Raw genomic sequence first — 20,056 nt, 5'->3', positions numbered from 1 at the left:
CCTAGAAGCATATTCGAAATCAAATTTATATGTTAAATGAAAGTTAAGTGTCCTGCTCTGACCTGCTTTACTCAAGTATTTTTCAAATTTCTATCAAAATATTTTTTGTGCTAAGAGTCAATCAGTTACTGATTTGATTGAGATGTCTACAACTAAAAATACTGTCGAATTGCACATATTCTGGCAATAGATGAGGTAATCTCACAACAAATTTTTGCAATCGATTACATTTTTGTTACTTTACAGAATGTTAAAAAAGGGACTTGAGTTCCCAAAATCTATAAACCTTATCGATTTTAGTAAACCTATCAATACAGATCTATGAAATCAAAGCTTTTTCTTTTAGCCTGCATCCTTACCACGTTTACGATGTGTAAAAATCAGGAGAACAAAACTACTCAGGACGAACCGGCGCAAGAGGTTAAAGAGATTCCTGCCACCTACGCCGAAATTTCAATTAAAGAAGGTGGGAACTGGAGTTCTGAATCCCGCGAATATCAGGGCGGTAAATTTGTAAATGTTGATGAACTAGACCTTCCTGAAGAGCACACAGATCATTCCTGGTTTATTCGCTACGAAGGTCCGGGATGGGAAAACAAGCAAATCGCTTATCGCTTGTATTTAGACTGGAGAAACGCGATTGATATTTTCGGAAAAAAAGTAGATACGCTGGTTTTACCTTACGTGGGGCAGGATGGTTTTGACTCCTACCACAACAATGCACCCTGGGGGCAGGATATTTTAAAAGCCGGAAAATCAATGGGCATTGGTGGCTACGGCAGGTTTACGGCAGATACCATCGCGCATTTTGATGAGGTCGAAAAAACGCTGGTAAAAGTGGATAATTCAGATTCAAAATCAAGTGTTACGATAGATTATAAAGGATGGAAGACCGGAGATGTGATTACCGATCTAAAATCAACCATCAGTATTTTTCCGGAAGACCGTTTCTTAAAGGCAGAGCTTACTCCCGGTGTTGAATTTGAGGGTCTTGCCACCGGCATCGTTAAGTTTGAAGATATTCCATTAATGCAGGCTACCAGCGAAAGTGGAGACTGGGCCTATATCGCCACCTACGGCAAGCAAAGCCTTGCCGGTGAAAACGACCAGCTCGGGATGGCGATTTTTTACAAAACCGCACAGGCTGCTACTACCCAAGGGCCACACGATCATTTGGTGGTTTTTAATCCTTCTACGGAAACACAGACGTACTACATTCTAAGTGCCTGGGAGCAGGAAAAGGAAGGAATCAAATCTAAAGAAGCCTTCAAGGCAGATCTTACAGCTAAGCTGGCCACACTGGATTCTGAAGGAACCCTGGAATAAGGTATACCCTACAGTGCAGGATAAGCTTCGGTAAAGCCCTGGTTATATTTGGATATCAAAACGCTAAACATAAAGACTTTTAAAATGTAAATTTTACATTTAAAATTGAGATTTGTAAATTTGATAAGAATCAAATCTTTTAAAAAACACACCATGACAAAATCAGAATTTAGATACGCCCACCATCCGGAAGATGTAAAACGCTATACCACTCAGGAGCTTCGGGAGCATTTCTTAATCCCTTCCATTTTTGTAAAAGATGAAATCAACCTTACCTATACTATGTACGATCGCTATATCGCGGGAGGTGCGTTTCCGGTAAGCAAAGCCTTAAAACTTGAGCCAATAGATGATCTTAAGGCTCAACATTTTCTGGATCGCAGAGAACTTGGGGTCATCAATGTAGGTGGAAAAGGAAAGGTCACCGTTGACGGCAAAGTCTACGAATTGGGCAATAAAGAAGCGCTTTACGTAGGTAAGGGCGTTAAAGAAGTGATTTTTGAAGCCACAGAAGAGCAACCCTATTTTTACATCAATTCGGCTCCTGCACATCACGCGTATCCTACCAAAAAAGTAACGAAAAAGGAAGCCGAGATCGTAGAGCTTGGCGACACCAAATATTCAAACAAACGGGTGATCAACAAACTCTTAGTAAACAGCGTGGTTGATACCTGCCAGTTGCAAATGGGAATGACCGAGCTGGCAGCAGGCAATGTATGGAACACCATGCCGGCGCATACCCACACCCGCAGAATGGAAGTCTATTTCTACTTCGATCTGGAAGAAGGCCAGACCATCAGTCATTTTATGGGTCAGCCCGATGAAACCCGACATATTTTTATGAAAAACCATCAGGCGGTTATTTCGCCCGAGTGGTCTATACATTCCGGTGCCGGGACTTCAAACTATACCTTTATTTGGGGGATGGCAGGCGAAAACATGGATTATGGCGATATGGACGGCGTCTCACCTGAAGATTTAAAATAATGAGTTTATTCAGTTTAGAAGGTAAAACAGCATTGGTAACCGGCTGTAAACGGGGTATAGGTTTCGCAATGGCCGAAGCACTTGCCGAAGCGGGAGCAGATATCATCGGGGTTTCGGCGTCCTTAGAAATTTCGGGCTCAGATATCGAAAAAGCAGTTACCGCAACAGGAAAGAAATTCAGTGCCTATCAATGTGATTTTTCAGACCGTAAAGCCCTTTACAAATTTATTGAGAAGGTTAAAGCAGAGAATCCAACCATAGATATTCTGGTCAACAATGCCGGTACCATTTTAAGAGCGCCCGCCGCAGAGCACAGCGACGCGTATTGGGATAAAGTGATCGAAGTCAATCAAAACGCCCAGTTTATCCTCAGCAGGGAGTTGGGTAAAGAAATGATAAAAAGAGGCAGCGGTAAAATCATATTTACGGCATCATTGCTTACCTTTCAGGGCGGAATCACCGTTCCCGGCTACGCAGCATCTAAAGGTGCCATTGGGCAGTTAACCATGGCGCTTTCTAACGAGTGGGCCGGTAAAGGTGTGCAGGTTAATGCTATCGCGCCGGGTTATATTGCTACAGACAACACCGAAGCCTTACGTGATGACCCTGAGCGCAGTTCGTCTATTCTGGGCCGTATTCCGGCAGGCAGATGGGGTGAACCGGAAGATTTTAAAGGTCCTGTGGTATTTTTAGCCTCGCCCGCAAGCAATTATATGACCGGTACCGTTATGACCGTAGATGGCGGCTGGATGGGCAGATAAGAACCAATCGAAAAATACGTATGCTAACAGAAGAAAATATCAAAAAGGTAGGCAGTAGTTTTATTACTAAAGAGTTCCTTTTACAAAATCGCTTTGCCGAAGAGTTGTACTTCAACTACGCAGCGCCACGACCTATTATAGACTATCATAACCACCTGCCGCCTGCAGAAATTGTAGCAGACCGGCAGTTTGAGACCATTACACAGGTGTGGTTATACGGCGATCATTACAAATGGCGTGCGATGCGTGCTCTGGGTATTGACGAGGCATACATCACCGGGGAAGCCTCTGACGAGGAGAAGTTTTTAGCCTGGGCTAAAACTGTTCCGTTTACGTTACGCAATCCATTGTTTCATTGGACGCACCTCGAACTCAAGCGCTATTTTGATGTAGACGAATTGTTAAACGAGCAATCTGCATCTGAGATCTACAAAGAGATCAACCGCCAGTTGCAGTTGCCTGAAAACTCATGTCGCGGTCTCCTAAAACAGATGAATGTTGAAACCGTTTGCACTACCGAAGATCCGCTAGACCCGCTTGATCATCACCGGGCATACGACGGTTCAAAGGCAGGACTTACGATGAGTACTGCTTTTCGCCCGGATAAAGCCATCCTCATAGATGCCGAAAATTACAACGACTATCTCGATCAGCTGGCCGAAGTATCAGGCGTGGCAATTACAGATTATGATAGCTTAAAAGAGGCCTTGCAGCAGCGCATTGATTTCTTTCATAAAAATGGATGTAGGTTGTGTGATCACGGTTTGAATAATCTCTCCTGGGCTCCTGCAACCGATAAGGAAGTGCGTCAGATTTTCGCGAAGCGTCGCGATGGCGCAGCACTTTCCCACCTGGAAGCAGAGCAGTTTAAAACCACAATTTTGGTATTTCTGGGCGAAAACTACCACGAGAAAGGCTGGGTACAGCAGTTTCATTTAGGGGCTTTGCGAAACAACAACAAACGTATGCTGGCGCAATTAGGTCCCGATACCGGTTGGGATTCTATCGGCGATTATGCTCAGGCGGAAGCTTTATCGGCTTTTTTAAATCGTCTGGATAGTACCGATAAACTCACCAAAACCATACTCTACAACCTCAATCCCGCAGATAATGAAGTATTTGCCACGATGATTGGTAATTTTAATGACGGAAGCATCAAAGGTAAAGTGCAGTGGGGTTCAGGCTGGTGGTTTTTAGACCAGAAGGACGGTATGGAAAAGCAACTAAATGCCCTTTCAAATATGGGACTTGTAAGTTGTTTTGTAGGTATGTTGACAGACAGCCGAAGCTTTCTTTCATTCCCCCGTCATGAGTATTTTAGAAGAGTATTATGCAATTTGTTTGGTCGCGAGATGGCTTCCGGCGAGTTGCCTCAGGATATGGATCTTGTGGGCAAAATCATTGCAGACATCAGTTACAATAATGCGAAAGCCTATTTCGATTTTTAATGAGTGAGCAAAAAAAAATAATCACCTTTGGTGAAGTTCTGCTACGCCTTTCGCCCGCCGAAAACCGCAAACTGATGCAGGCCAAATCCCTCGATTTTTTCTTTGGGGGAACCGAAATGAATGTAGGAGCTTCGCTTGCTTATCTGGGTGAACCGGTAAAGCACATAACCGCAGTATCTAATGACCTGGTAGGAGAGGCCGCTCTGGCGAGTATGCGTCAGTACGGGCTTGATGTTTCTTCGGTACAAAAAGTAAATCATCCCATCGGGCAGTATGTTTTAGAAGTGGGTTCTGCCATGCGCAGCAGCCAGATCGCTTACAACCGCCTTCACGGTTCGTTTGCAAATATTCAGGCAGACCAAATAGATTGGGATGCCGAATTTGAAGACGCCGGTTTTTTTCACTGGACAGGCATTTCGCCCGCAATATCTGAAAACGCGTATCAAGCGCTTAAAGCGGCTTTAGTTTCCGCGCAAGCGAAAGGATTACACATCACCGCAGACCCGGCCTACCGTAGCAATTTATGGCAGTACGGGCGTAACGGGCAGGAAGTGCTCAAAGAACTGGTGAGCCTTTCGACTATTTTCATAGGGGGAGTAAATGAAATCAACGAGATTCTGGGGACTTCATTCAGTCAGGATCAGGAAGGTTTTGTAGCAGCCTCCAAAGAACTGATGCAACAATGCCCAACTATCACGCAGGTTTTTGATAAAATCAGAACCGGAGTAAGCGCCAGCTGGCAAAAAATTTATGGTCGCGCCTGGGTAGCTGGTGAGTACCTTGAAACTCCCGAACTGGAAATCACACAGGTTGTAGACCGCATTGGTACCGGTGACGCCTACGCCGCCGGACTCATTTATGGCCTGCGTCATTTTGATGCAGCCACGGCTTTAGAATTTACAAACGCCGCCTGCGCTCTTAAGCATACGATTTTGGGAGACGTCAATCTGGTTTCGGTTGCAGAAATCACCGAAGTCATGCAGGGCAATACCGGCGGACGCATAAAACGATAAAAACACACAAATGGCAACATACACACGTATAGAAACGGTTTTACAGATGCGCGAAAATGGCATCGTTCCCGTTTTTTACCACAAAGATATTGAGGTTTGCAAACAGGTTTTAAAAGCCTGCTACGACGGCGGCCTGCGCAGCTTCGAGTTTACAAACCGTGGGGATTATGCCCACGAGGTCTTTAGCGACCTGAATAAGTATGCTAAAGCAGAACTCGACGGGATGATTATGGGCGTAGGTTCGGTACTTGATGCCGGCACTGCGGCCTTATACCTGCAGTTGGGAGCTGACTTTATCGTTTCCCCAATTGTTAGCGAAGAAATGGCCAAAGTATGCAACCGCCGCAAAGTGGGGTGGATGCCGGGCTGTGGCTCGGTTACCGAAATCGCTTATGCGCTCGAGCTGGGTGCTGAGGTGGTCAAAATCTTTCCGGGAGCACAGGTAGGAGGTCCTGCTTTTGTCAAAGCGGTAAAAGGTCCGTTGCCCTGGGCGAGCATTATGCCCACCGGCGGCGTGAGCCCTACCGAAGAAAATCTGAAAACCTGGTTTGATGCCGGAGTGCATTGTGTGGGTATTGGTTCTAAGCTTTTTGTTAAAAACAGGGAAGGGCAGTACGATTATCCTGCGATTACCGAAACCATCAAAAATGCTCTGAACCTTGTAAAAGAACTGCGCTCATGAGACTTTGGCGCTTCTTTATCGTATTTGTTTTTGGATCAGTAGTACTGTTTTCTGGTTGTGCGGAAAGTTCTAATAAACGCGTGATTAAACTGGCACACGGGCTTGATGTTTCGCACCCCGTACATAAAGCCATGGTGTTTATGGGGGAACGTCTGGTCGAAAAGTCGGGCGGAAAAATGAGCCTTGATATTTATCCCAGTCAGCAATTGGGTTCTGAACGTGAATGTCTGGAATTGTTGCAAATAGGAAGCCTCGGGATGACCAAGGTTTCTACCGGGGTACTTGAAAATTTTGCACCGCAGCTGAAGGTTTTTGGACTTCCGTTTTTGTTCAGAGATGCAGCGCACCGCTTTGAAGTACTGGAAGGTCCTATAGGCGAAGAATTATTGAACGCAAGTATTCCCCAACGCCTTAAGGGATTAACCTTTTACGATGCCGGAAGTCGCAGTTTTTATACCAAAGAGCCTATCGAAGGTCCGCAGGACCTGCAAGGTCTTAAACTTAGGGTGATGGAAAGCCAGACGGCAATCAATATGGTAAAGTATCTGGGGGGCTCGCCTACGCCGATATCCTGGGGAGAATTGTATACAGCCCTGCAACAGGGCGTAGTAGATGGAGCCGAAAATAATTTGCCCAGTTTTTACCTGTCCCATCATTATGAAGTCTGCAAATACTTTCTGGTAGATGAGCATACCGCGCTACCGGACGAACTTTTGATAAGCACCTTGGTGTGGAACGACCTTTCACCCGAAGAACAAAAATGGGTCAAGGAAGCCGCGATGGAATCTGCCGAATTTGAAAAGAAAATCTGGCACGAGGCCGAAATGGAAGCACTCACTGAAATTCAAAAAGCCGGAGTTAAGGTAACCTATCCGGATAAAGAACCTTTTAGGGAACTGGTAAAACCTATGTATGAAGAGTTCAAACAGAACCCGGAAATGAAACGGCTTATCGAAGAAATACAAAATGTAACTACCGATTAAGATGAAAAAAACATTAGATAAAATATTAGGTTCGGTTTTGGTTTTTTTAATGGCCTCAATCGTTATCGCTGTGTTGTGGCAGGTTTTTTCGCGCTATGTGCTTCAGTCTGCCAGCTCGTTTACCGAAGAAATTGCAAGGTATTTATTGATCTGGATTGGCATTTTGGGAGCCGCTTATGCTTCAGGCCAGCAGGATCACCTGGCTATAAATATTCTTCCGCCTAAACTCAATGAGAAAAACCGCATTAAACTGCGCATCGGCATAAATATCCTTGTGATTTTGTTTGCCATTTTTGCGATGATCATCGGTGGTGGCAATCTGGTTTATGTAAATTTTGAACTGGGTCAAAGCTCAGCCGCATTGGCAATTCCGCTGGGCTATGTATATATGGTCTTGCCCATTAGCGGCGCATTGATCATCGTTTATAAAGTTATCGAATTGGCTAATCCTAAAAAATACCTGTTGTCATGATTGAGATTGTAGTATTGGTTCTGGTATTTTTTGTGCTGCTTGCAATTGGTGTTCCGGTGGCATGGTCTATTGGGATCTCGTGTTTGTGCACCATAATGATTTCCATAGAATCTATGGCCAGTTTTACGACCATCGCCCAGCGTATGGCAACAGGACTTGATAGTTTTTCGCTTCTCGCGATACCGCTTTTTGTGCTCGCAGGGCAGGTTATGAATCAGGGAGGTATTGCCCTCAGGCTCATCAATTTTGCCAAAGCTTTAATGGGAGCACTTCCCGGCGGTCTCATTTATGTGAACGTTATTGCAGCTATGCTTTTTGGTGCAATCTCCGGTTCCGCAGTAGCTGCGACTTCTGCGATTGGTGGGATTCTGGGCCCTTTTATGGAGAAAGAAAACTATTCGAAAGAGTTTGGAGCGGCCATCAATATTACCTCGTCAACTACAGGTTTGATCATTCCGCCTTCTAATATTTTAATTGTGTATTCGCTGGCCAGTGGTGGTGTTTCTATCGCTTCGTTGTTTTTGGCCGGTTATATCCCCGGGATATTAATGGGACTGGCGTTGATGCTGGTAGCGACCTTTTGGATTAAAAAGAAAGGCTATCCCGCAGGAGAGCGCAGCAGCATTAAGCTGATTTTAAAGACCTTTTTAGATGCGCTGCCCAGTTTGCTTTTGCTTGTTGTGGTTATCGGCGGAATCATCACCGGTATTTTCACAGCAACCGAAGCTTCGGGTATTGCGGTTTTGTATACGCTGGTATTGTCTTTCATCTATCGGGAATTAAAAATTTCCGGTCTCAAAAGTATTTTCCTGAATTCGGTAGGAACCACCGCCATAGTGATGTTGCTCATCGCGACTTCGATGAGTATGTCCTGGGTGATGTCTTTTGAAAACATTCCACAGAATGTAAGTGCCGCGCTTTTGGCTTTAAGCGAAAACAAATTTGTAATCCTGGTCATCATCAACATCCTGCTGCTTTTTGTGGGTACCTTTATGGATATGACGCCTGCGGTACTCATTTTTACCCCAATCTTTTTACCTGTAGTGACCAGCATGGGAGTAGACCCTGTCCAGTTTGGGATTATGATGGTGATGAATCTCTGCGTAGGCCTGTGTACACCCCCCGTGGGAGCGGTGCTTTTTATAGGTGTGGGCGTGGCGCGAACTTCCATCCAGAAAATTATGAAGCCCCTGCTTCCGCTTTATGCTGTGATGGCCATCGTATTACTTTTGGTAACCTTTATCCCTGCGATTAGTTTGTGGTTACCCTCTTTATTTGAATAACTAACCCTTTTAGAAATAACCTATGAAAAATTTAAATAGGGCAAATGCCGGTTATAATGAGAAATTACCCATCAAAGTTATTCAATTTGGTGAGGGAAATTTTTTACGCGCATTTGTTGATTATATTATAGATAAGCTAAACAAAGAGGCCGATTTTAATGCCGGCGTTGCTGTGATTCAGCCCTTGCCAAACGGTCTTATCAACATGCTGAACGACCAGGATGGACTGTATAATTTGTTTTTACGCGGAATTAAAAACGGTACCGAAGCCGAAGAAATACATACTATTTCGTGTATTGAGGAAGCTTTAAATCCCTATGAGGATTACAACAGATATTTGGCATTGGCAACCGGGGAAGAGCTTCAGTTTTTGATTTCAAATACGACCGAAGCCGGAATCAGTTTTGATGAAAACGACACCTTGGAAGGTGCGCCACACAACAGTTTTCCGGCAAAAGTGACTGCGCTTCTTTACAAACGCTTCAATCATTTTGAAGGAGCTTCAGATATGGGATTGACCATTATTCCGTGTGAACTGATCAACCATAATGCAGATACCTTAAAGAAAATAATCCTTCAGTATGCAGATTTGTGGGAGCTGGGAGATGCTTTTAAATCCTGGGTAGAGACCGCAAACAGTTTTCACAATACGCTGGTTGACCGTATTGTGCCCGGCTATCCTAAAGATGATATCGACGCCTATCAAAGTCAGCTGGAATTTAAAGACAATTTGATTGTTTCCGCTGAGACTTTTTTGCTTTGGGTTATAGAAGGCGACGAGCATTTAAAGGCCAAAATTCCTTTTGATCAGATTGACGAGAATGTTTTGGTTGTTAAAGATATGCAGCCGTATCGCACCCGTAAAGTGCGTATTTTAAATGGTGCGCATACAACGATGGTTCCGTTTTCCATTTTGTTCGGCAATGAGACTGTAAAAGAAACGGTTGATCATGAGTTTACCGGAACTTTTGTTCGCAATGCCGTTTTTCAGGAAATAAACCACACCCTCGATTTGTCTGAGGACGAACTAAACGAATTTGCCAACGCTGTTTTTGACCGCTTCCGCAATCCGTTTATCAAGCACCAATTGTCGAGTATCGCATTGAATACCGTCTCTAAATTTAAGGTGCGCGTTTTGCCCAGTTTATTAGCCTTTCAGGAAAAATACAATCGATTACCTGAGCATCTTACTTTTGCTTTGGCTTGCCTAATTCGTTTTTATAGAGGAGATTGGCAGGGCCGAAAACTTCCCGTTCAGGATGATGCTGCTGTGGTAGCCGTTTTTGAGGAGGTTTGGAAAACCAATAACTATCAGGAAATCGCTCGAAATATTTTAGGTGAGCAATCCTTTTGGGATCAGGATTTAAATGAAATCGAAGGTCTCACTGATGAAATTTCACGGGCACTTGAGTTGCTTGAGGAGCACGGCGTAGAATCCGGATTTAATGAATTTGAAGCACAATACAGTAAAGCCTAACCGGAGTAAGGGTCTAAAGATATCTGAACGATTATGAAGAGTAAATTAATAAAAGTACAGCCCGAAGATAATGTAGCTGTGGCGCTGGTCGATTTGTATCAGGGCGATGTGGTAGATTTTGAAGGCGAGTCTGTAAACATTTTAAACGATTCCAAAGCCAAACATAAGGTAGCTCTGGTTGATCTTGCTGCAGGAGATTCTATTTTTATGTATGGGGTTTTGGTGGGCAAAGCCTTAAGCCCTATTGGCAAAGGTGGTTTACTAACTACCGAAAATGTCAAGCACGAGGCCAGTTCCGTTTCTCAAAAAACCGAAACCACATCCTGGAGTGCACCTGATATCACAAAGTGGAAAGACCGCACGTTTATGGGATATCACCGGGAAGATGGTCAGGTAGGGACTCAAAATGTCTGGTTATTTTTTCCACTGGTGTTTTGTGAAAACCGAAATATTGAATTGCTTAAAGACGTTTTTGAAAAGGAACTTTCGTTTCATAAAGCCAGCAAACAACGCCAGTTGTTGCGCAATCTGATAAGCGGTGTACCTGAGGATACTGCTATCGCCGAAGCGGAAGCCGAAGAGGCAATCTTTAAAAATATTGAAGTCAAATTCATCACCCACCAGGGCGGTTGCGGAGGAATTCGTCAGGATGCGGTTTCCTTATCCAAACTACTGGCGGGTTATGTAAACAATCCCAATGTGGCTGGTGCTACGGTATTGAGTCTGGGATGTCAAAACCTGCAGATCGATATTTTTAAAAAGGCTTTGAGCGAAAAAAATCCGGATCTGAAAAAACCGGTGCTTATTTACGAACAGCAACAGGAAGGTACGGTAGAGCATATGCTGGCTAAAATCATCAAAGAATCCTTTGAAGGAATCAAGAAAGCTAACCAGATTGAACGCCAGCCGGCGCCTTTGTCAAAGTTAAAAATGGGACTGGAGTGTGGTGGTTCTGATGGTTTTTCAGGGATTTCGGCAAACCCCGCTTTGGGTTATGCTTCAGATTTACTGGCGGCTTTGGGTGGCTCGCCCATTCTGTCTGAGTTTCCCGAATTGTGTGGGGTAGAGCAGGAGCTGGTGAATCGTTGTGTGAACGAGGACGATGCGCAGCGCTTTATGCAATTGATGAAAGATTACGAAAAGTCAGCTATCGATGCCGGTTCCGGTTTTGATATGAACCCGTCGCCCGGTAATATCAAAGACGGTCTCATCACCGATGCGATGAAATCTGCCGGAGCAGCTAAAAAGGGCGGGACTTCTCCTATACAGGCCATAATGGATTATGGGGAATACGTCACCAAACCCGGTTTAAACCTACTTTGTACTCCCGGCAATGATGTGGAAAGCACCACGGCAATGGTAGGCTCCGGAGCCAATGTAGTGGTCTTTACAACCGGACTGGGAACGCCCACCGGAAATCCCATTGCACCGGTTCTAAAAGTGGCTTCAAACAGTACTCTGGCACGCAGAATGCCCGATATTATTGATATTGATAGCGGTCCTGTAATTCGCGGTGAAAAAACCATCGAAGAAATGGGTGAAGAAATTTTGGAATATGTAATTCAGGTTGCCAGTGGTGAAGTCGAAGCCAAAGCCGATACTTTAGGTCAGGATGATTTTATCCCATGGAAGCGCGGGGTTTCGTTATAAACAGTTAATGCTAAATCAAAGGGGATCAAAGGGTTCCCTTTTTTAATGAAGTACTTCGTATAAATAATTCAGGCTTTAGCACCACACTTTTCTCGATTGGATCACTGTCTTTTCCGGCATTTATTTGCTCCAGAAAAACCTGAGCCGCTATTTTTCCCATAAGAACAGGCGTTTGTCCCACGGTAGAAAGCGGGTGCTCCAGATGACTGGTAAAAGGTTCGTTACTAAAACCAACAACTCCTATTTCCTGTGGTACCTGTATTCCGCGACTGCGCAATTCCTGAACACAGCCGAGCGCGATATAATCACTGGCACAAAAAATCGCATCAAAGTCGGTTTGAGAATCGTAGAGTTGATTTACTGCCTCAATCCCAGATTCTATGGTACTGCTCATTTGTAGAGTAAACAGATTCCGGCTCGAAATTCCGTGAGCCTTAAGTGCTGCGATATATCCGCGATAACGGTCTTCATAAATGTTTAGTTTACGATCGCTTCCCAGGTGTACGATTTTAGTATACCCCTGTTCCACAAGGTGTGTAACCGCATCGTAGGCACCCTGAAAATCATCGATGCTTACAGCACTTACTCCTTTTAAATCTTTTTTTCGGTCAAAAAAGATAAGAGGTATTTTAGATTGTAAAACCGCTTGCAGGTGTTTGAGGTCTTCGGTTGATTTAGATACCGAAATAAATACGCCGTCTATGTGGGTGTTTAGTAAAGCCTGAAGCTGGCGGGCTTCCTTGCTCGCGTCTTCGTGAGTTTGGCAAATGATGACGTGATAACCTTTGGGCTCCAGTTCTTCTTCAATACCGCGTATTACCGAAGCAAAAAAAGCACGATTAATAAACGGTACAACCACCCCGACATTAAAAGTACGTCCACTCTTAAGAGCCACTGCCAGACTGTTTTGCTGGTAATTAAAGGCTTTAGCGGTTTTTAAAACCAGTTCGCGGGTTTTGGTACTTACACGGTTACTGTTATTGAGGGCTCTCGAGACCGTAGCTGCGCTGATGTTTAGAGCTCGAGATATGTCGTAAATCGTTGTTTTTTCTTTTTGAGACATGCTTAGATGATCTGGGAATGTTTCGTTTTACGTAGTGGAGTACAAATTTAAATGGCAAATTGAAATGAAATGCACAAAACAGACTTCCTTCTGTTAAAAATACGCTTTCTGCCTGAAATTATATTTATAATTATCAAAGAAGGCAGGAATCTCATTGAGGTGATAAATGCTTTTGTAAACGGGCTTAAAAGGATATATTTTGTATTTTTAAACGTAACTATAACATTTATAAAACCGAATGATTTCAAAACTTTCAGTTACCCATAAAATTATTGTCATCAGCGGGGCTACCGGTGTACTCGGAGAGTCCATGACCCGTTCCCTTGCAGAAGCCGGGGCGCACGTAGTTGTTTTGGGCCGAACCCAATCAAAAGTAGATGCTCTGGTTGATAATATCAACAAAGCCGGGCATAAGGCGAGTGGTCTTCTGGCAGATGTTACCAGCAAAGAAGAATTGCTACAAGCCAAAGAACAGCTTGAAGCCCATTATGGCCATATTGATGTGCTCATCAACGCAGCAGGGGGTAATATGAAAGGAGCGGTAATCACACCAGACCAAAGCCTGCACGATGTAGATCTGGAGGCGATGCGCAAGGTGATTGATCTGAATTACATAGGTAGCTTTTTACCCATTCAGGTATTTCTGCCGCTTCTTGAGAAATCAAAAAATCCCAGTATTCTAAATATTTCTTCAGTATCGGCGCACCTGCCGCTTACGCGGGTTATGGGGTATTCTTCGGCGAAATCAGCGATTGAAAACCTCACACAATACTTAGCGGTTGAATTCGCTCAAAAAATGAAAACGCCCATTCGCGTCAATGCTTTGGCTCCGGGCTTTTTCCTAACTGAGCAAAACCGCGAATTGCTTACCAACCCAGACGGCAGTCTTACTGCACGTGGCGAGACGATTATTACCCATACCCCTTTGGGTAAATTTGGTAATCCCGAAGATTTGCACGGTGCCATTCACTGGTTGTGTAGCGATGCCGCTAATTTCGTAACCGGTACTGTGGTTACGGTAGACGGTGGTTTTAAAGCTTTTTCGGGGGTATAGCCTAATGCCGTAATAGATATTTATGGAGAAAGTAAAAGAAAGCGACTCGTTTTTCAAATCTCAAAATGCAAATTGGGAGCACGCAGATTCCGGGATCACACGCCAGATTATCGCACACAATAACGATCTTATGCTCGTGAGTGTTAAATTTGAAAAAGGAGCGGTGGGAACTCTTCACGCTCACATACACTCTCAGGGTTCCTACGTGGTTTCCGGGAAATTTAAGATCACGATAAGCGGGAGGAGCGAAATTTTAGAAGCCGGGGATGGTTTTTTTGTGCCGCCAAACGCTCTTCACTGGGCAGAATGTATCGAGCCCGGCATATTAATAGATTCCTTTAATCCCTCGCGGCAAGATTTTTTAAAGCAGGATTAAAACAGTTTTAAGCTGATTTTTAGGGCTAATTAAACACCGAATTTGGTGTTAGTGATGAGGTCAAATACCGACGAATTCACTGAACTTTTGAATTAAAGATGATGAAAATTGAAAAAATGAAAGTCGAAATCTGGAGTGATATCATGTGTCCGTTTTGCTATATCGGCAAGCGTAAATTTGATAATGCACTTGAGCAGTTTTCGCAACGCGATAACATCGAAGTAATCTGGAAAAGTTTTGACCTGGCTCCGGGCCTAAAGACAGATACCTCTATTCACAGTGTAGATTTTTTACAGAAGCATAAAGGAATGAGCGAAGCACAGGCTAAACAGGCCATTGCGCGCGTTACTGATTTTGCTAAAGAAACCGGCCTTGACTATGATTACGATAAGATCGTAGTGGCCAATACCCATAGAGGGCATCAACTCATTCATCTGGCCGGGCAGATTGGGCTTCAGGATGCTATGAAAGAGCGTCTCTTAAAGGCGTATTTTATAGAGGGCCGAAACATAGACGATGTCGAAACCCTTGTTGAGTTGGGGCAGGAAGTAGGTCTTGAAAAAGAAACGATTGAGAGCGAATTGAACGAAAGTCAGTTTGCAGCACATATTGAACAGGATATTGTTGAGGCCAGAAAAATTGGCGTGAACGGTGTTCCGTTTTTTGTTTTTGACCGTAAATATGCCGTTTCCGGAGCGCAGCCCGAAGAGCAATTTTTAAACGTACTTCAAAAATCCTACAGCGAGTGGTATGCCAGGCAGGACCATCCGGAGCTTGAAGTCCTGCAGGGCACAAGCTGTGATGTGGATGGTAACTGTGATTAATAGCATTTTTTAAATGATAAAACTCCTGAAATGTGTTTCAGGAGTTTTTTGTTTTCAAGATGGGATCATTCGTGGATCGAAATCTTGTTCAAAAATCCTAATTTGTGAACTCAATTTTTAAATCTATGAATTTCAAAATTTCCAAAATACAACACGTGGGCATTCCGGTTACCGATCTCAAAACTTCGGTTGCATTTTACAGCAAACTCGGGTTTACAGAAGCCATGCGTGCCCAGTTTGACCATAATGATGAAAAGGGAAATGTCGTGATGATGCAGAGTGGCGACGTGATTATGGAGCTTTACGAGTTTCCCGCCAAAGATCTGGAAGAGATCCGCAGCAGATCGCACGGTCATATTGATCACATTGCTTTTGATGTAGACGATGTGGAAGCGGTTTTTCAGGAGCTTCAGACTGCGGGTTATGAGATACAGGAAGATGCTCCGGTGTTTCTCAATTTTTGGAACAAGGGCTGCAAGTATTTCAACATCACGGGACCCGATGGGGAACGTTTGGAATTTAATCAGATTCTCTAGTTTTCTTTAGGCGAAAACCTTCCGGATGAAATCTGTTCCTTGTAAATGTATTAAGTTTCCTATTGCGGCTGTTCTTGCAGTGCTGTTGCTTTCCGCCTGCGCGAAAAAATCACAGGATCAAACCTTAAGACTGGCCACGGCTGCCAATATGCAGTTTGCGATGAAAGCCCTCGCTGCAGATTTTGAGACCCAAACGGGGATCGCGAGCGATCTGGTGATCAGTTCGTCGGGTAAACTCACCGCTCAGATCAAAGAAGGCGCGCCTTACGATGTGTTTATTTCGGCAGATACGGCATATCCGCAAGCGGTTTACGAAGCCGGTTTTGCCTTAGATAAACCAAAAATTTACGCATTCGGCAAACTGGTATTATGGTCTTATAAGGCAGATCAAACACCTGCACTTTCGACTTTGATAACTGATTCTGTTCAGCATATCGCATTGGCCAATCCGCAGACGGCGCCTTACGGCAGTGCGGCTGTTTCGGTCTTAAAAAGCAGTGGAATTTACGAACAGATCGAGGCTAAACTGGTTTACGGCGAAAGCATCGCGCAGACCAATCAATTTATTACTTCCGGCGCAGCCGAAATGGGCTTTACCGCGCTCGCTGTGGTGAAAAGTGAAGCTCAGCATGCTCAGGGGAAATACCTGCTTTTGGATGAAAGCCTGTACGAACCCATCGCTCAGGCAGCGGTTGTCATCAAGCGTGAAAGGGGCAATACCGAAGCAGCCCGCGCTTTTTATACCTATCTTTTTTCGCCCGAAGCGCAGAAAATCCTGAAAGATTTTGGATATTCGGTAGATGAATGAACTCCGGGGGCATATAAAAACGGTTGAAGTGAGCGGCAATCTCAGTCTTGTGGGCGTTGAACTCCAAAACGGGCAGCTGTTTAAAGCCATCGTGATTGATACCCCGCAAAGCGCTTCGTATCTCAAGCCCGAAACCGCCGTAGCTGTGGTTTTTAAAGAGACTGAAGTCATCATCGGTACCGGAACTCAGTTTCAAATTAGTCTTCAAAATCAAATACCCGCAACAATTGCTCAACTGGAGCAGGGAAAATTGCTGTCTAAACTAAAGCTTGAAACTACCAACGGAAGCATTAGTGCCATCATAAGCAGCAATGCTGTAGACAATCTGAATTTAGAATTGGGTCAGGAAGTGACCGCTATGATAAAGTTGAATGAAGTAATGTTGCGCGCCTTATGAATTGGGAACCGCTTTTACTCACCTTTAAACTGGCGCTCGTCACTACGCTGATTTTATTTGTAATCGCGATACCTATCGCTTATAAATTAAGCCGTTCGACCTCGCGCATCAAGCCGGTTGTAGAAGCTTTAGTGAGTATGCCTTTGGTGCTGCCGCCCACGGTTTTAGGCTTCTATTTTTTAGTCGCTTTTAGTCCGAATAATGCCTTTGGAAGCTGGCTGAGTGAGTGGCTGGGCATCAAACTTATTTTTTCCTTTCCCGGGCTGGTGGTCGCATCGATTATTTACAGTTTACCGTTTATGGTGCATCCTATTCAGGCGGGTTTAAGCGGAATCTCAAAATCAATCACCGAAGCTTCCTACGTAATGGGCAAATCAAAATGGGAGACCTTGCTGCGTGTGCAACTGCCGCAAATTAAACCTGCATTACTCACGGGTATCGTGCTTTCGTTTGCGCATACGGTGGGCGAATTTGGGGTGGTTTTGATGATAGGCGGCAACATTCCCGGAAAGACCAAAGTGGCTTCAATAGCGATTTACGATGAGGTTGAAGCGCTTAATTACGATGCTGCAAATGCCTACTCACTGGTACTTTTCGCAATTACCTTTTGTATTTTATTGATAGTGTATCTGGTAAATGGTAAATATCTTAAGGGCTTTTGGAAATGATACAGATCAATCTCAAAAAATCTTTGCAAGGCGCAAACGGAGTGATGCAGCTCGATCTCAATCTGGAGATCGCAGAAGGTCAATTTGTGACGCTTTACGGCCCGTCTGGTGCCGGAAAAACCTCGACTTTACGGATGATCGCGGGTTTGATGCAGCCTGATTCCGGGATGTTGAGCGTTGGGGGAGCGGTGTGGTTTGATGCTGAAAATGGCACGAACCGAAGTGTCCGGAAGCGGGGAGTAGGCTATGTATTTCAGGATTACGCCTTGTTTCCGCATATGACGGTTTTAGAAAATCTGAATTTCGCAAAGGCGAAAAGTACCTCGCAAACTTTAGTCAACCAGTTACTGGAATTGATGGAACTCGGAGATTTGCAGCACCGCAAACCCGAAAGCCTTAGTGGCGGACAGAAACAACGCGTGGCTCTTGCCCGCGCGGTGGTTCAAAAACCGGAAATCTTACTGCTTGACGAGCCTCTGGCCGCGCTTGATGCGGGTATTCGACATAAATTGCAGGGGTATCTGAAGCGCATTCACGAGGAGTTTAAATTGACCACGATACTCATTTCTCACGATGTGAGCGAAATCATAAAACTCTCCGATTATGTGTATCATCTTGAAGCCGGTAAAGTCATTGCACAGGGCAAGCCGGAAACCTTATTTACAGGTCAAAGCATCAGCGGAAAATTTAAGTTTACCGGCGAAGTTTTAAAACTTGAACAGGAAGAGATTGTAAGTGTTCTGTCAATACTGATTCACACACAGGTGGTAAAAGTGGTCGTAAGTCACGAGGAAGCCGAAAAGCTTCAGCCCGGCGATCATGTTCTGGTGGTGAGTAAGGCTTTCAATCCGTTAGTCTATAAACTGGAAAACGGATAGAAATTCAAGATTCAAGATTTAAAGTTTAAGGTTACTGCAAACGCCTAGTCGATTCTTAACAGTATGCAGTCTCAGTTGTCAGTATGCAGTGAAGAAGAGGTAAAACGCGTATTAAAAGAAAACGATTCCACGATTAAACTTTTCCACGATTTTCAACAGTATGCAGTCTCAGTTTTCAGTTTTCAGCGAGTAAGAGATACAATGCGGATCAAAAGAAAAACGATTTAACGATTAAACGCTTCCACGATTAAACCTTTTTTACATCTTAAGAAATAAGAAATTCAGAACTCTGAATTCAGAACTCAGCATTAAACTAGTTTTCCTGCTGTAAAAACCATTCAATTTTATCAACTTCGGTCTTGCAACCGCAATAAAACGGGGCGCGCTCGTGCAGTTCTTTAGGTTGACGCTCCATAATTCTTCCGTAGCCGTCAGAACATTTTCCACCGGCTTGTTCTGCCAAAAAGGCCATCGGGTTGCATTCGTAAAGCAAGCGCAGCTTTCCGTTAGGAGATTTGGTTCCTTCCGGATATAAAAACACACCGCCCTGAATCATGTTTCTGTGAAAATCAGCTACCATTGAACCACAATAGCGAGCTGAAAACGGTCTGTTTTCTTCTTCATCAAGTTCCTGAACCCACTTAATAAATTTTTTAATTCCACTAGGGAAATGCACGTAGTTCCCTTCGTTAATGGAGTAGGTGCGCCCTGATTGCGGGTACATCATATCAGGATGCGATAAAAAGAACGAGCCAATCCCGGGGTCGAAGGTAAATCCGTGTGTGCCGCTACCCGTAGTGTAGACCAGCATGGTTGAGGTTCCGTAGATCAAGTATCCGGCAGCTACCTGGCTGGTTCCCGGTTGCAGGAAATCTTCCGCAGTAACGGGAGTCCCCAGCGGACTCAAACGCCGGTAAACGCTAAAAATAGTTCCTACCGTTATGCCTACATCAATATTGGAAGAACCGTCAAGCGGATCTATAAGCACCACATAATTTGCATTTTTATGGCGATCTTCATTAAAGACCAGAAAATCTTCTAATTCTTCGGAAGCCAAACCGCAGATGTCGCCACGATCCCTTAGTGTACTAATGAACATATCATTGGCGAGAACATCCAGTTTAGCCTGTACTTCTCCCTGCACATTTTCTTTTCCGGCTTTCCCGCGTATTTCGGCCAGCCCCGCCTTATTAATCTCCTGATTTACCATTTTACCGGCAAGACGTATGGCGCTTAAAAGAGAGGTGAGTTCACCTTTTGCATAGGGAAAATCCTGTTGGTTCTTAATGATAAATTCGCCAAGAGTGGTGTGTCTTTCCATAAATGAGTGTCGGTTGTTTTGTTGAATAATTAAGGCTTATTTTAAAATA

At 44.3% G+C, this 20,056-nt stretch carries 21 protein-coding genes; 19 read left to right on the top strand and 2 right to left on the bottom strand.

The window, feature by feature from the left end:
• Positions 1-321: 321 nt before the first annotated feature.
• From LLW17_RS08720 to LLW17_RS08670, 11 genes are all read left to right on the top strand, one after another.
• Entirely contained in the window at positions 322-1,326 is a 1,005-nt protein-coding gene (locus LLW17_RS08720) for a DUF4861 family protein (protein ID WP_228229870.1), read from the top strand.
• A gap of 153 nt (positions 1,327-1,479) precedes the next feature.
• Positions 1,480-2,313, top strand: coding sequence for a 5-dehydro-4-deoxy-D-glucuronate isomerase (kduI, locus tag LLW17_RS08715; RefSeq protein ID WP_228229869.1), 834 nt, complete (start codon positions 1,480-1,482; stop codon positions 2,311-2,313).
• Positions 2,310-3,074, top strand: a complete 765-nt coding sequence (locus tag LLW17_RS08710) for an SDR family oxidoreductase (RefSeq protein ID WP_189319429.1) — start codon at positions 2,310-2,312, stop codon at positions 3,072-3,074. Before kduI ends, LLW17_RS08710 begins: the two co-directional genes overlap by 4 nt.
• Before the next feature lie 20 nt (positions 3,075-3,094).
• Positions 3,095-4,522, top strand: a complete 1,428-nt coding sequence (gene uxaC, locus LLW17_RS08705; RefSeq protein WP_228229868.1) for a glucuronate isomerase — start codon at positions 3,095-3,097, stop codon at positions 4,520-4,522.
• Complete coding sequence (locus tag LLW17_RS08700; RefSeq protein ID WP_228229867.1) at positions 4,522-5,535, top strand: sugar kinase; 1,014 nt, start codon at positions 4,522-4,524, stop codon at positions 5,533-5,535. Before uxaC ends, LLW17_RS08700 begins: the two co-directional genes overlap by 1 nt.
• A gap of 10 nt (positions 5,536-5,545) precedes the next feature.
• Positions 5,546-6,217 (top strand): bifunctional 4-hydroxy-2-oxoglutarate aldolase/2-dehydro-3-deoxy-phosphogluconate aldolase, encoded by a 672-nt coding sequence (locus LLW17_RS08695; protein WP_228229866.1) that lies wholly within the window; start codon positions 5,546-5,548, stop codon positions 6,215-6,217.
• Entirely contained in the window at positions 6,214-7,200 is a 987-nt protein-coding gene (locus LLW17_RS08690) for a TRAP transporter substrate-binding protein (protein WP_228229865.1), read from the top strand. Before LLW17_RS08695 ends, LLW17_RS08690 begins: the two co-directional genes overlap by 4 nt.
• A gap of 1 nt (position 7,201) precedes the next feature.
• Positions 7,202-7,672, top strand: coding sequence for a TRAP transporter small permease (locus LLW17_RS08685; RefSeq protein WP_228229864.1), 471 nt, complete (start codon positions 7,202-7,204; stop codon positions 7,670-7,672).
• Positions 7,669-8,955, top strand: a complete 1,287-nt coding sequence (locus LLW17_RS08680) for a TRAP transporter large permease (protein WP_228229863.1) — start codon at positions 7,669-7,671, stop codon at positions 8,953-8,955. Before LLW17_RS08685 ends, LLW17_RS08680 begins: the two co-directional genes overlap by 4 nt.
• Before the next feature lie 22 nt (positions 8,956-8,977).
• Complete coding sequence (locus LLW17_RS08675) at positions 8,978-10,432, top strand: tagaturonate reductase (RefSeq protein ID WP_228229862.1); 1,455 nt, start codon at positions 8,978-8,980, stop codon at positions 10,430-10,432.
• Between the two features lie 33 nt (positions 10,433-10,465).
• Positions 10,466-12,082, top strand: coding sequence for a UxaA family hydrolase (locus LLW17_RS08670; RefSeq protein ID WP_228229861.1), 1,617 nt, complete (start codon positions 10,466-10,468; stop codon positions 12,080-12,082).
• 25 nt (positions 12,083-12,107) lie between these two features.
• Here the strand turns inward: LLW17_RS08670 and LLW17_RS08665 are convergent, their stop codons facing one another.
• Positions 12,108-13,145 carry a LacI family DNA-binding transcriptional regulator gene (locus tag LLW17_RS08665; RefSeq protein ID WP_228229860.1) on the bottom strand — a complete coding sequence of 346 codons (1,038 nt, stop codon included), beginning with the start codon at positions 13,143-13,145 and terminating at the stop codon, positions 12,108-12,110.
• A 238-nt stretch (positions 13,146-13,383) separates the two neighbouring features.
• Between LLW17_RS08665 and LLW17_RS08660 the strand changes: the two genes are divergently transcribed.
• The 8 genes from LLW17_RS08660 (at position 13,384) to LLW17_RS08625 (ending at position 18,686) form a co-directional block, all read left to right on the top strand.
• Positions 13,384-14,199 (top strand): SDR family oxidoreductase, encoded by an 816-nt coding sequence (locus LLW17_RS08660; RefSeq protein ID WP_228229859.1) that lies wholly within the window; start codon positions 13,384-13,386, stop codon positions 14,197-14,199.
• Between the two features lie 22 nt (positions 14,200-14,221).
• Complete coding sequence (locus LLW17_RS08655) at positions 14,222-14,575, top strand: cupin domain-containing protein (RefSeq protein WP_228229858.1); 354 nt, start codon at positions 14,222-14,224, stop codon at positions 14,573-14,575.
• A gap of 116 nt (positions 14,576-14,691) precedes the next feature.
• Positions 14,692-15,399 (top strand): DsbA family oxidoreductase, encoded by a 708-nt coding sequence (locus LLW17_RS08650; RefSeq protein WP_228229857.1) that lies wholly within the window; start codon positions 14,692-14,694, stop codon positions 15,397-15,399.
• A 125-nt stretch (positions 15,400-15,524) separates the two neighbouring features.
• Positions 15,525-15,935, top strand: coding sequence for a VOC family protein (locus tag LLW17_RS08645; protein WP_228229856.1), 411 nt, complete (start codon positions 15,525-15,527; stop codon positions 15,933-15,935).
• Between the two features lie 25 nt (positions 15,936-15,960).
• A complete protein-coding gene (modA, locus tag LLW17_RS08640) occupies positions 15,961-16,743 on the top strand; it encodes a molybdate ABC transporter substrate-binding protein (protein ID WP_228229855.1) in 783 nt (260 codons plus the stop codon).
• Complete coding sequence (locus tag LLW17_RS08635) at positions 16,736-17,140, top strand: TOBE domain-containing protein (RefSeq protein ID WP_228229854.1); 405 nt, start codon at positions 16,736-16,738, stop codon at positions 17,138-17,140. Before modA ends, LLW17_RS08635 begins: the two co-directional genes overlap by 8 nt.
• A complete protein-coding gene (gene modB, locus LLW17_RS08630; RefSeq protein ID WP_228229853.1) occupies positions 17,137-17,808 on the top strand; it encodes a molybdate ABC transporter permease subunit in 672 nt (223 codons plus the stop codon). Before LLW17_RS08635 ends, modB begins: the two co-directional genes overlap by 4 nt.
• On the top strand, positions 17,805-18,686 hold the full coding sequence (locus tag LLW17_RS08625; RefSeq protein WP_228229852.1) for an ABC transporter ATP-binding protein: 882 nt from the start codon (positions 17,805-17,807) through the stop codon (positions 18,684-18,686). Before modB ends, LLW17_RS08625 begins: the two co-directional genes overlap by 4 nt.
• A gap of 313 nt (positions 18,687-18,999) precedes the next feature.
• Here the strand turns inward: LLW17_RS08625 and fbp are convergent, their stop codons facing one another.
• Positions 19,000-20,007: a class 1 fructose-bisphosphatase gene (gene fbp / locus LLW17_RS08620; RefSeq protein WP_228229851.1), complete on the bottom strand. Its 1,008-nt coding sequence runs from the start codon at positions 20,005-20,007 to the stop codon at positions 19,000-19,002.
• Positions 20,008-20,056 lie beyond the last annotated feature (49 nt).

The organism is Leeuwenhoekiella parthenopeia (genome assembly GCF_020782115.1).
GTDB classification, from domain to species: Bacteria; Bacteroidota; Bacteroidia; order Flavobacteriales; family Flavobacteriaceae; genus Leeuwenhoekiella; species Leeuwenhoekiella parthenopeia.
Note: the sequence above shows the minus strand (reverse complement) of the source record. Positions and strands in the feature narration are given on the sequence as shown.

What these genes read in the sequence shown, in the direction of transcription:
- LLW17_RS08660 (WP_228229859.1), top strand. Translation starts at nt 13,384, where the DNA reads ATGATTTCAAAACTTTCAGTTACCCATAAAATTATTGTCATCAGCGGG.
- LLW17_RS08685 (WP_228229864.1), top strand. Translation starts at nt 7,202, where the DNA reads ATGAAAAAAACATTAGATAAAATATTAGGTTCGGTTTTGGTTTTTTTA.
- LLW17_RS08680 (WP_228229863.1), top strand. Translation starts at nt 7,669, where the DNA reads ATGATTGAGATTGTAGTATTGGTTCTGGTATTTTTTGTGCTGCTTGCA.
- uxaC (WP_228229868.1), top strand. Translation starts at nt 3,095, where the DNA reads ATGCTAACAGAAGAAAATATCAAAAAGGTAGGCAGTAGTTTTATTACT.
- LLW17_RS08625 (WP_228229852.1), top strand. Translation starts at nt 17,805, where the DNA reads ATGATACAGATCAATCTCAAAAAATCTTTGCAAGGCGCAAACGGAGTG.
- LLW17_RS08720 (WP_228229870.1), top strand. Translation starts at nt 322, where the DNA reads ATGAAATCAAAGCTTTTTCTTTTAGCCTGCATCCTTACCACGTTTACG.
- modA (WP_228229855.1), top strand. Translation starts at nt 15,961, where the DNA reads ATGAAATCTGTTCCTTGTAAATGTATTAAGTTTCCTATTGCGGCTGTT.
- LLW17_RS08690 (WP_228229865.1), top strand. Translation starts at nt 6,214, where the DNA reads ATGAGACTTTGGCGCTTCTTTATCGTATTTGTTTTTGGATCAGTAGTA.
- LLW17_RS08650 (WP_228229857.1), top strand. Translation starts at nt 14,692, where the DNA reads ATGAAAGTCGAAATCTGGAGTGATATCATGTGTCCGTTTTGCTATATC.
- LLW17_RS08655 (WP_228229858.1), top strand. Translation starts at nt 14,222, where the DNA reads ATGGAGAAAGTAAAAGAAAGCGACTCGTTTTTCAAATCTCAAAATGCA.
- LLW17_RS08645 (WP_228229856.1), top strand. Translation starts at nt 15,525, where the DNA reads ATGAATTTCAAAATTTCCAAAATACAACACGTGGGCATTCCGGTTACC.
- kduI (WP_228229869.1), top strand. Translation starts at nt 1,480, where the DNA reads ATGACAAAATCAGAATTTAGATACGCCCACCATCCGGAAGATGTAAAA.
- LLW17_RS08700 (WP_228229867.1), top strand. Translation starts at nt 4,522, where the DNA reads ATGAGTGAGCAAAAAAAAATAATCACCTTTGGTGAAGTTCTGCTACGC.
- LLW17_RS08675 (WP_228229862.1), top strand. Translation starts at nt 8,978, where the DNA reads ATGAAAAATTTAAATAGGGCAAATGCCGGTTATAATGAGAAATTACCC.
- LLW17_RS08695 (WP_228229866.1), top strand. Translation starts at nt 5,546, where the DNA reads ATGGCAACATACACACGTATAGAAACGGTTTTACAGATGCGCGAAAAT.
- LLW17_RS08665 (WP_228229860.1), bottom strand. Translation starts at nt 13,145, where the DNA reads ATGTCTCAAAAAGAAAAAACAACGATTTACGACATATCTCGAGCTCTA.
- fbp (WP_228229851.1), bottom strand. Translation starts at nt 20,007, where the DNA reads ATGGAAAGACACACCACTCTTGGCGAATTTATCATTAAGAACCAACAG.
- LLW17_RS08670 (WP_228229861.1), top strand. Translation starts at nt 10,466, where the DNA reads ATGAAGAGTAAATTAATAAAAGTACAGCCCGAAGATAATGTAGCTGTG.
- LLW17_RS08635 (WP_228229854.1), top strand. Translation starts at nt 16,736, where the DNA reads ATGAATGAACTCCGGGGGCATATAAAAACGGTTGAAGTGAGCGGCAAT.
- modB (WP_228229853.1), top strand. Translation starts at nt 17,137, where the DNA reads ATGAATTGGGAACCGCTTTTACTCACCTTTAAACTGGCGCTCGTCACT.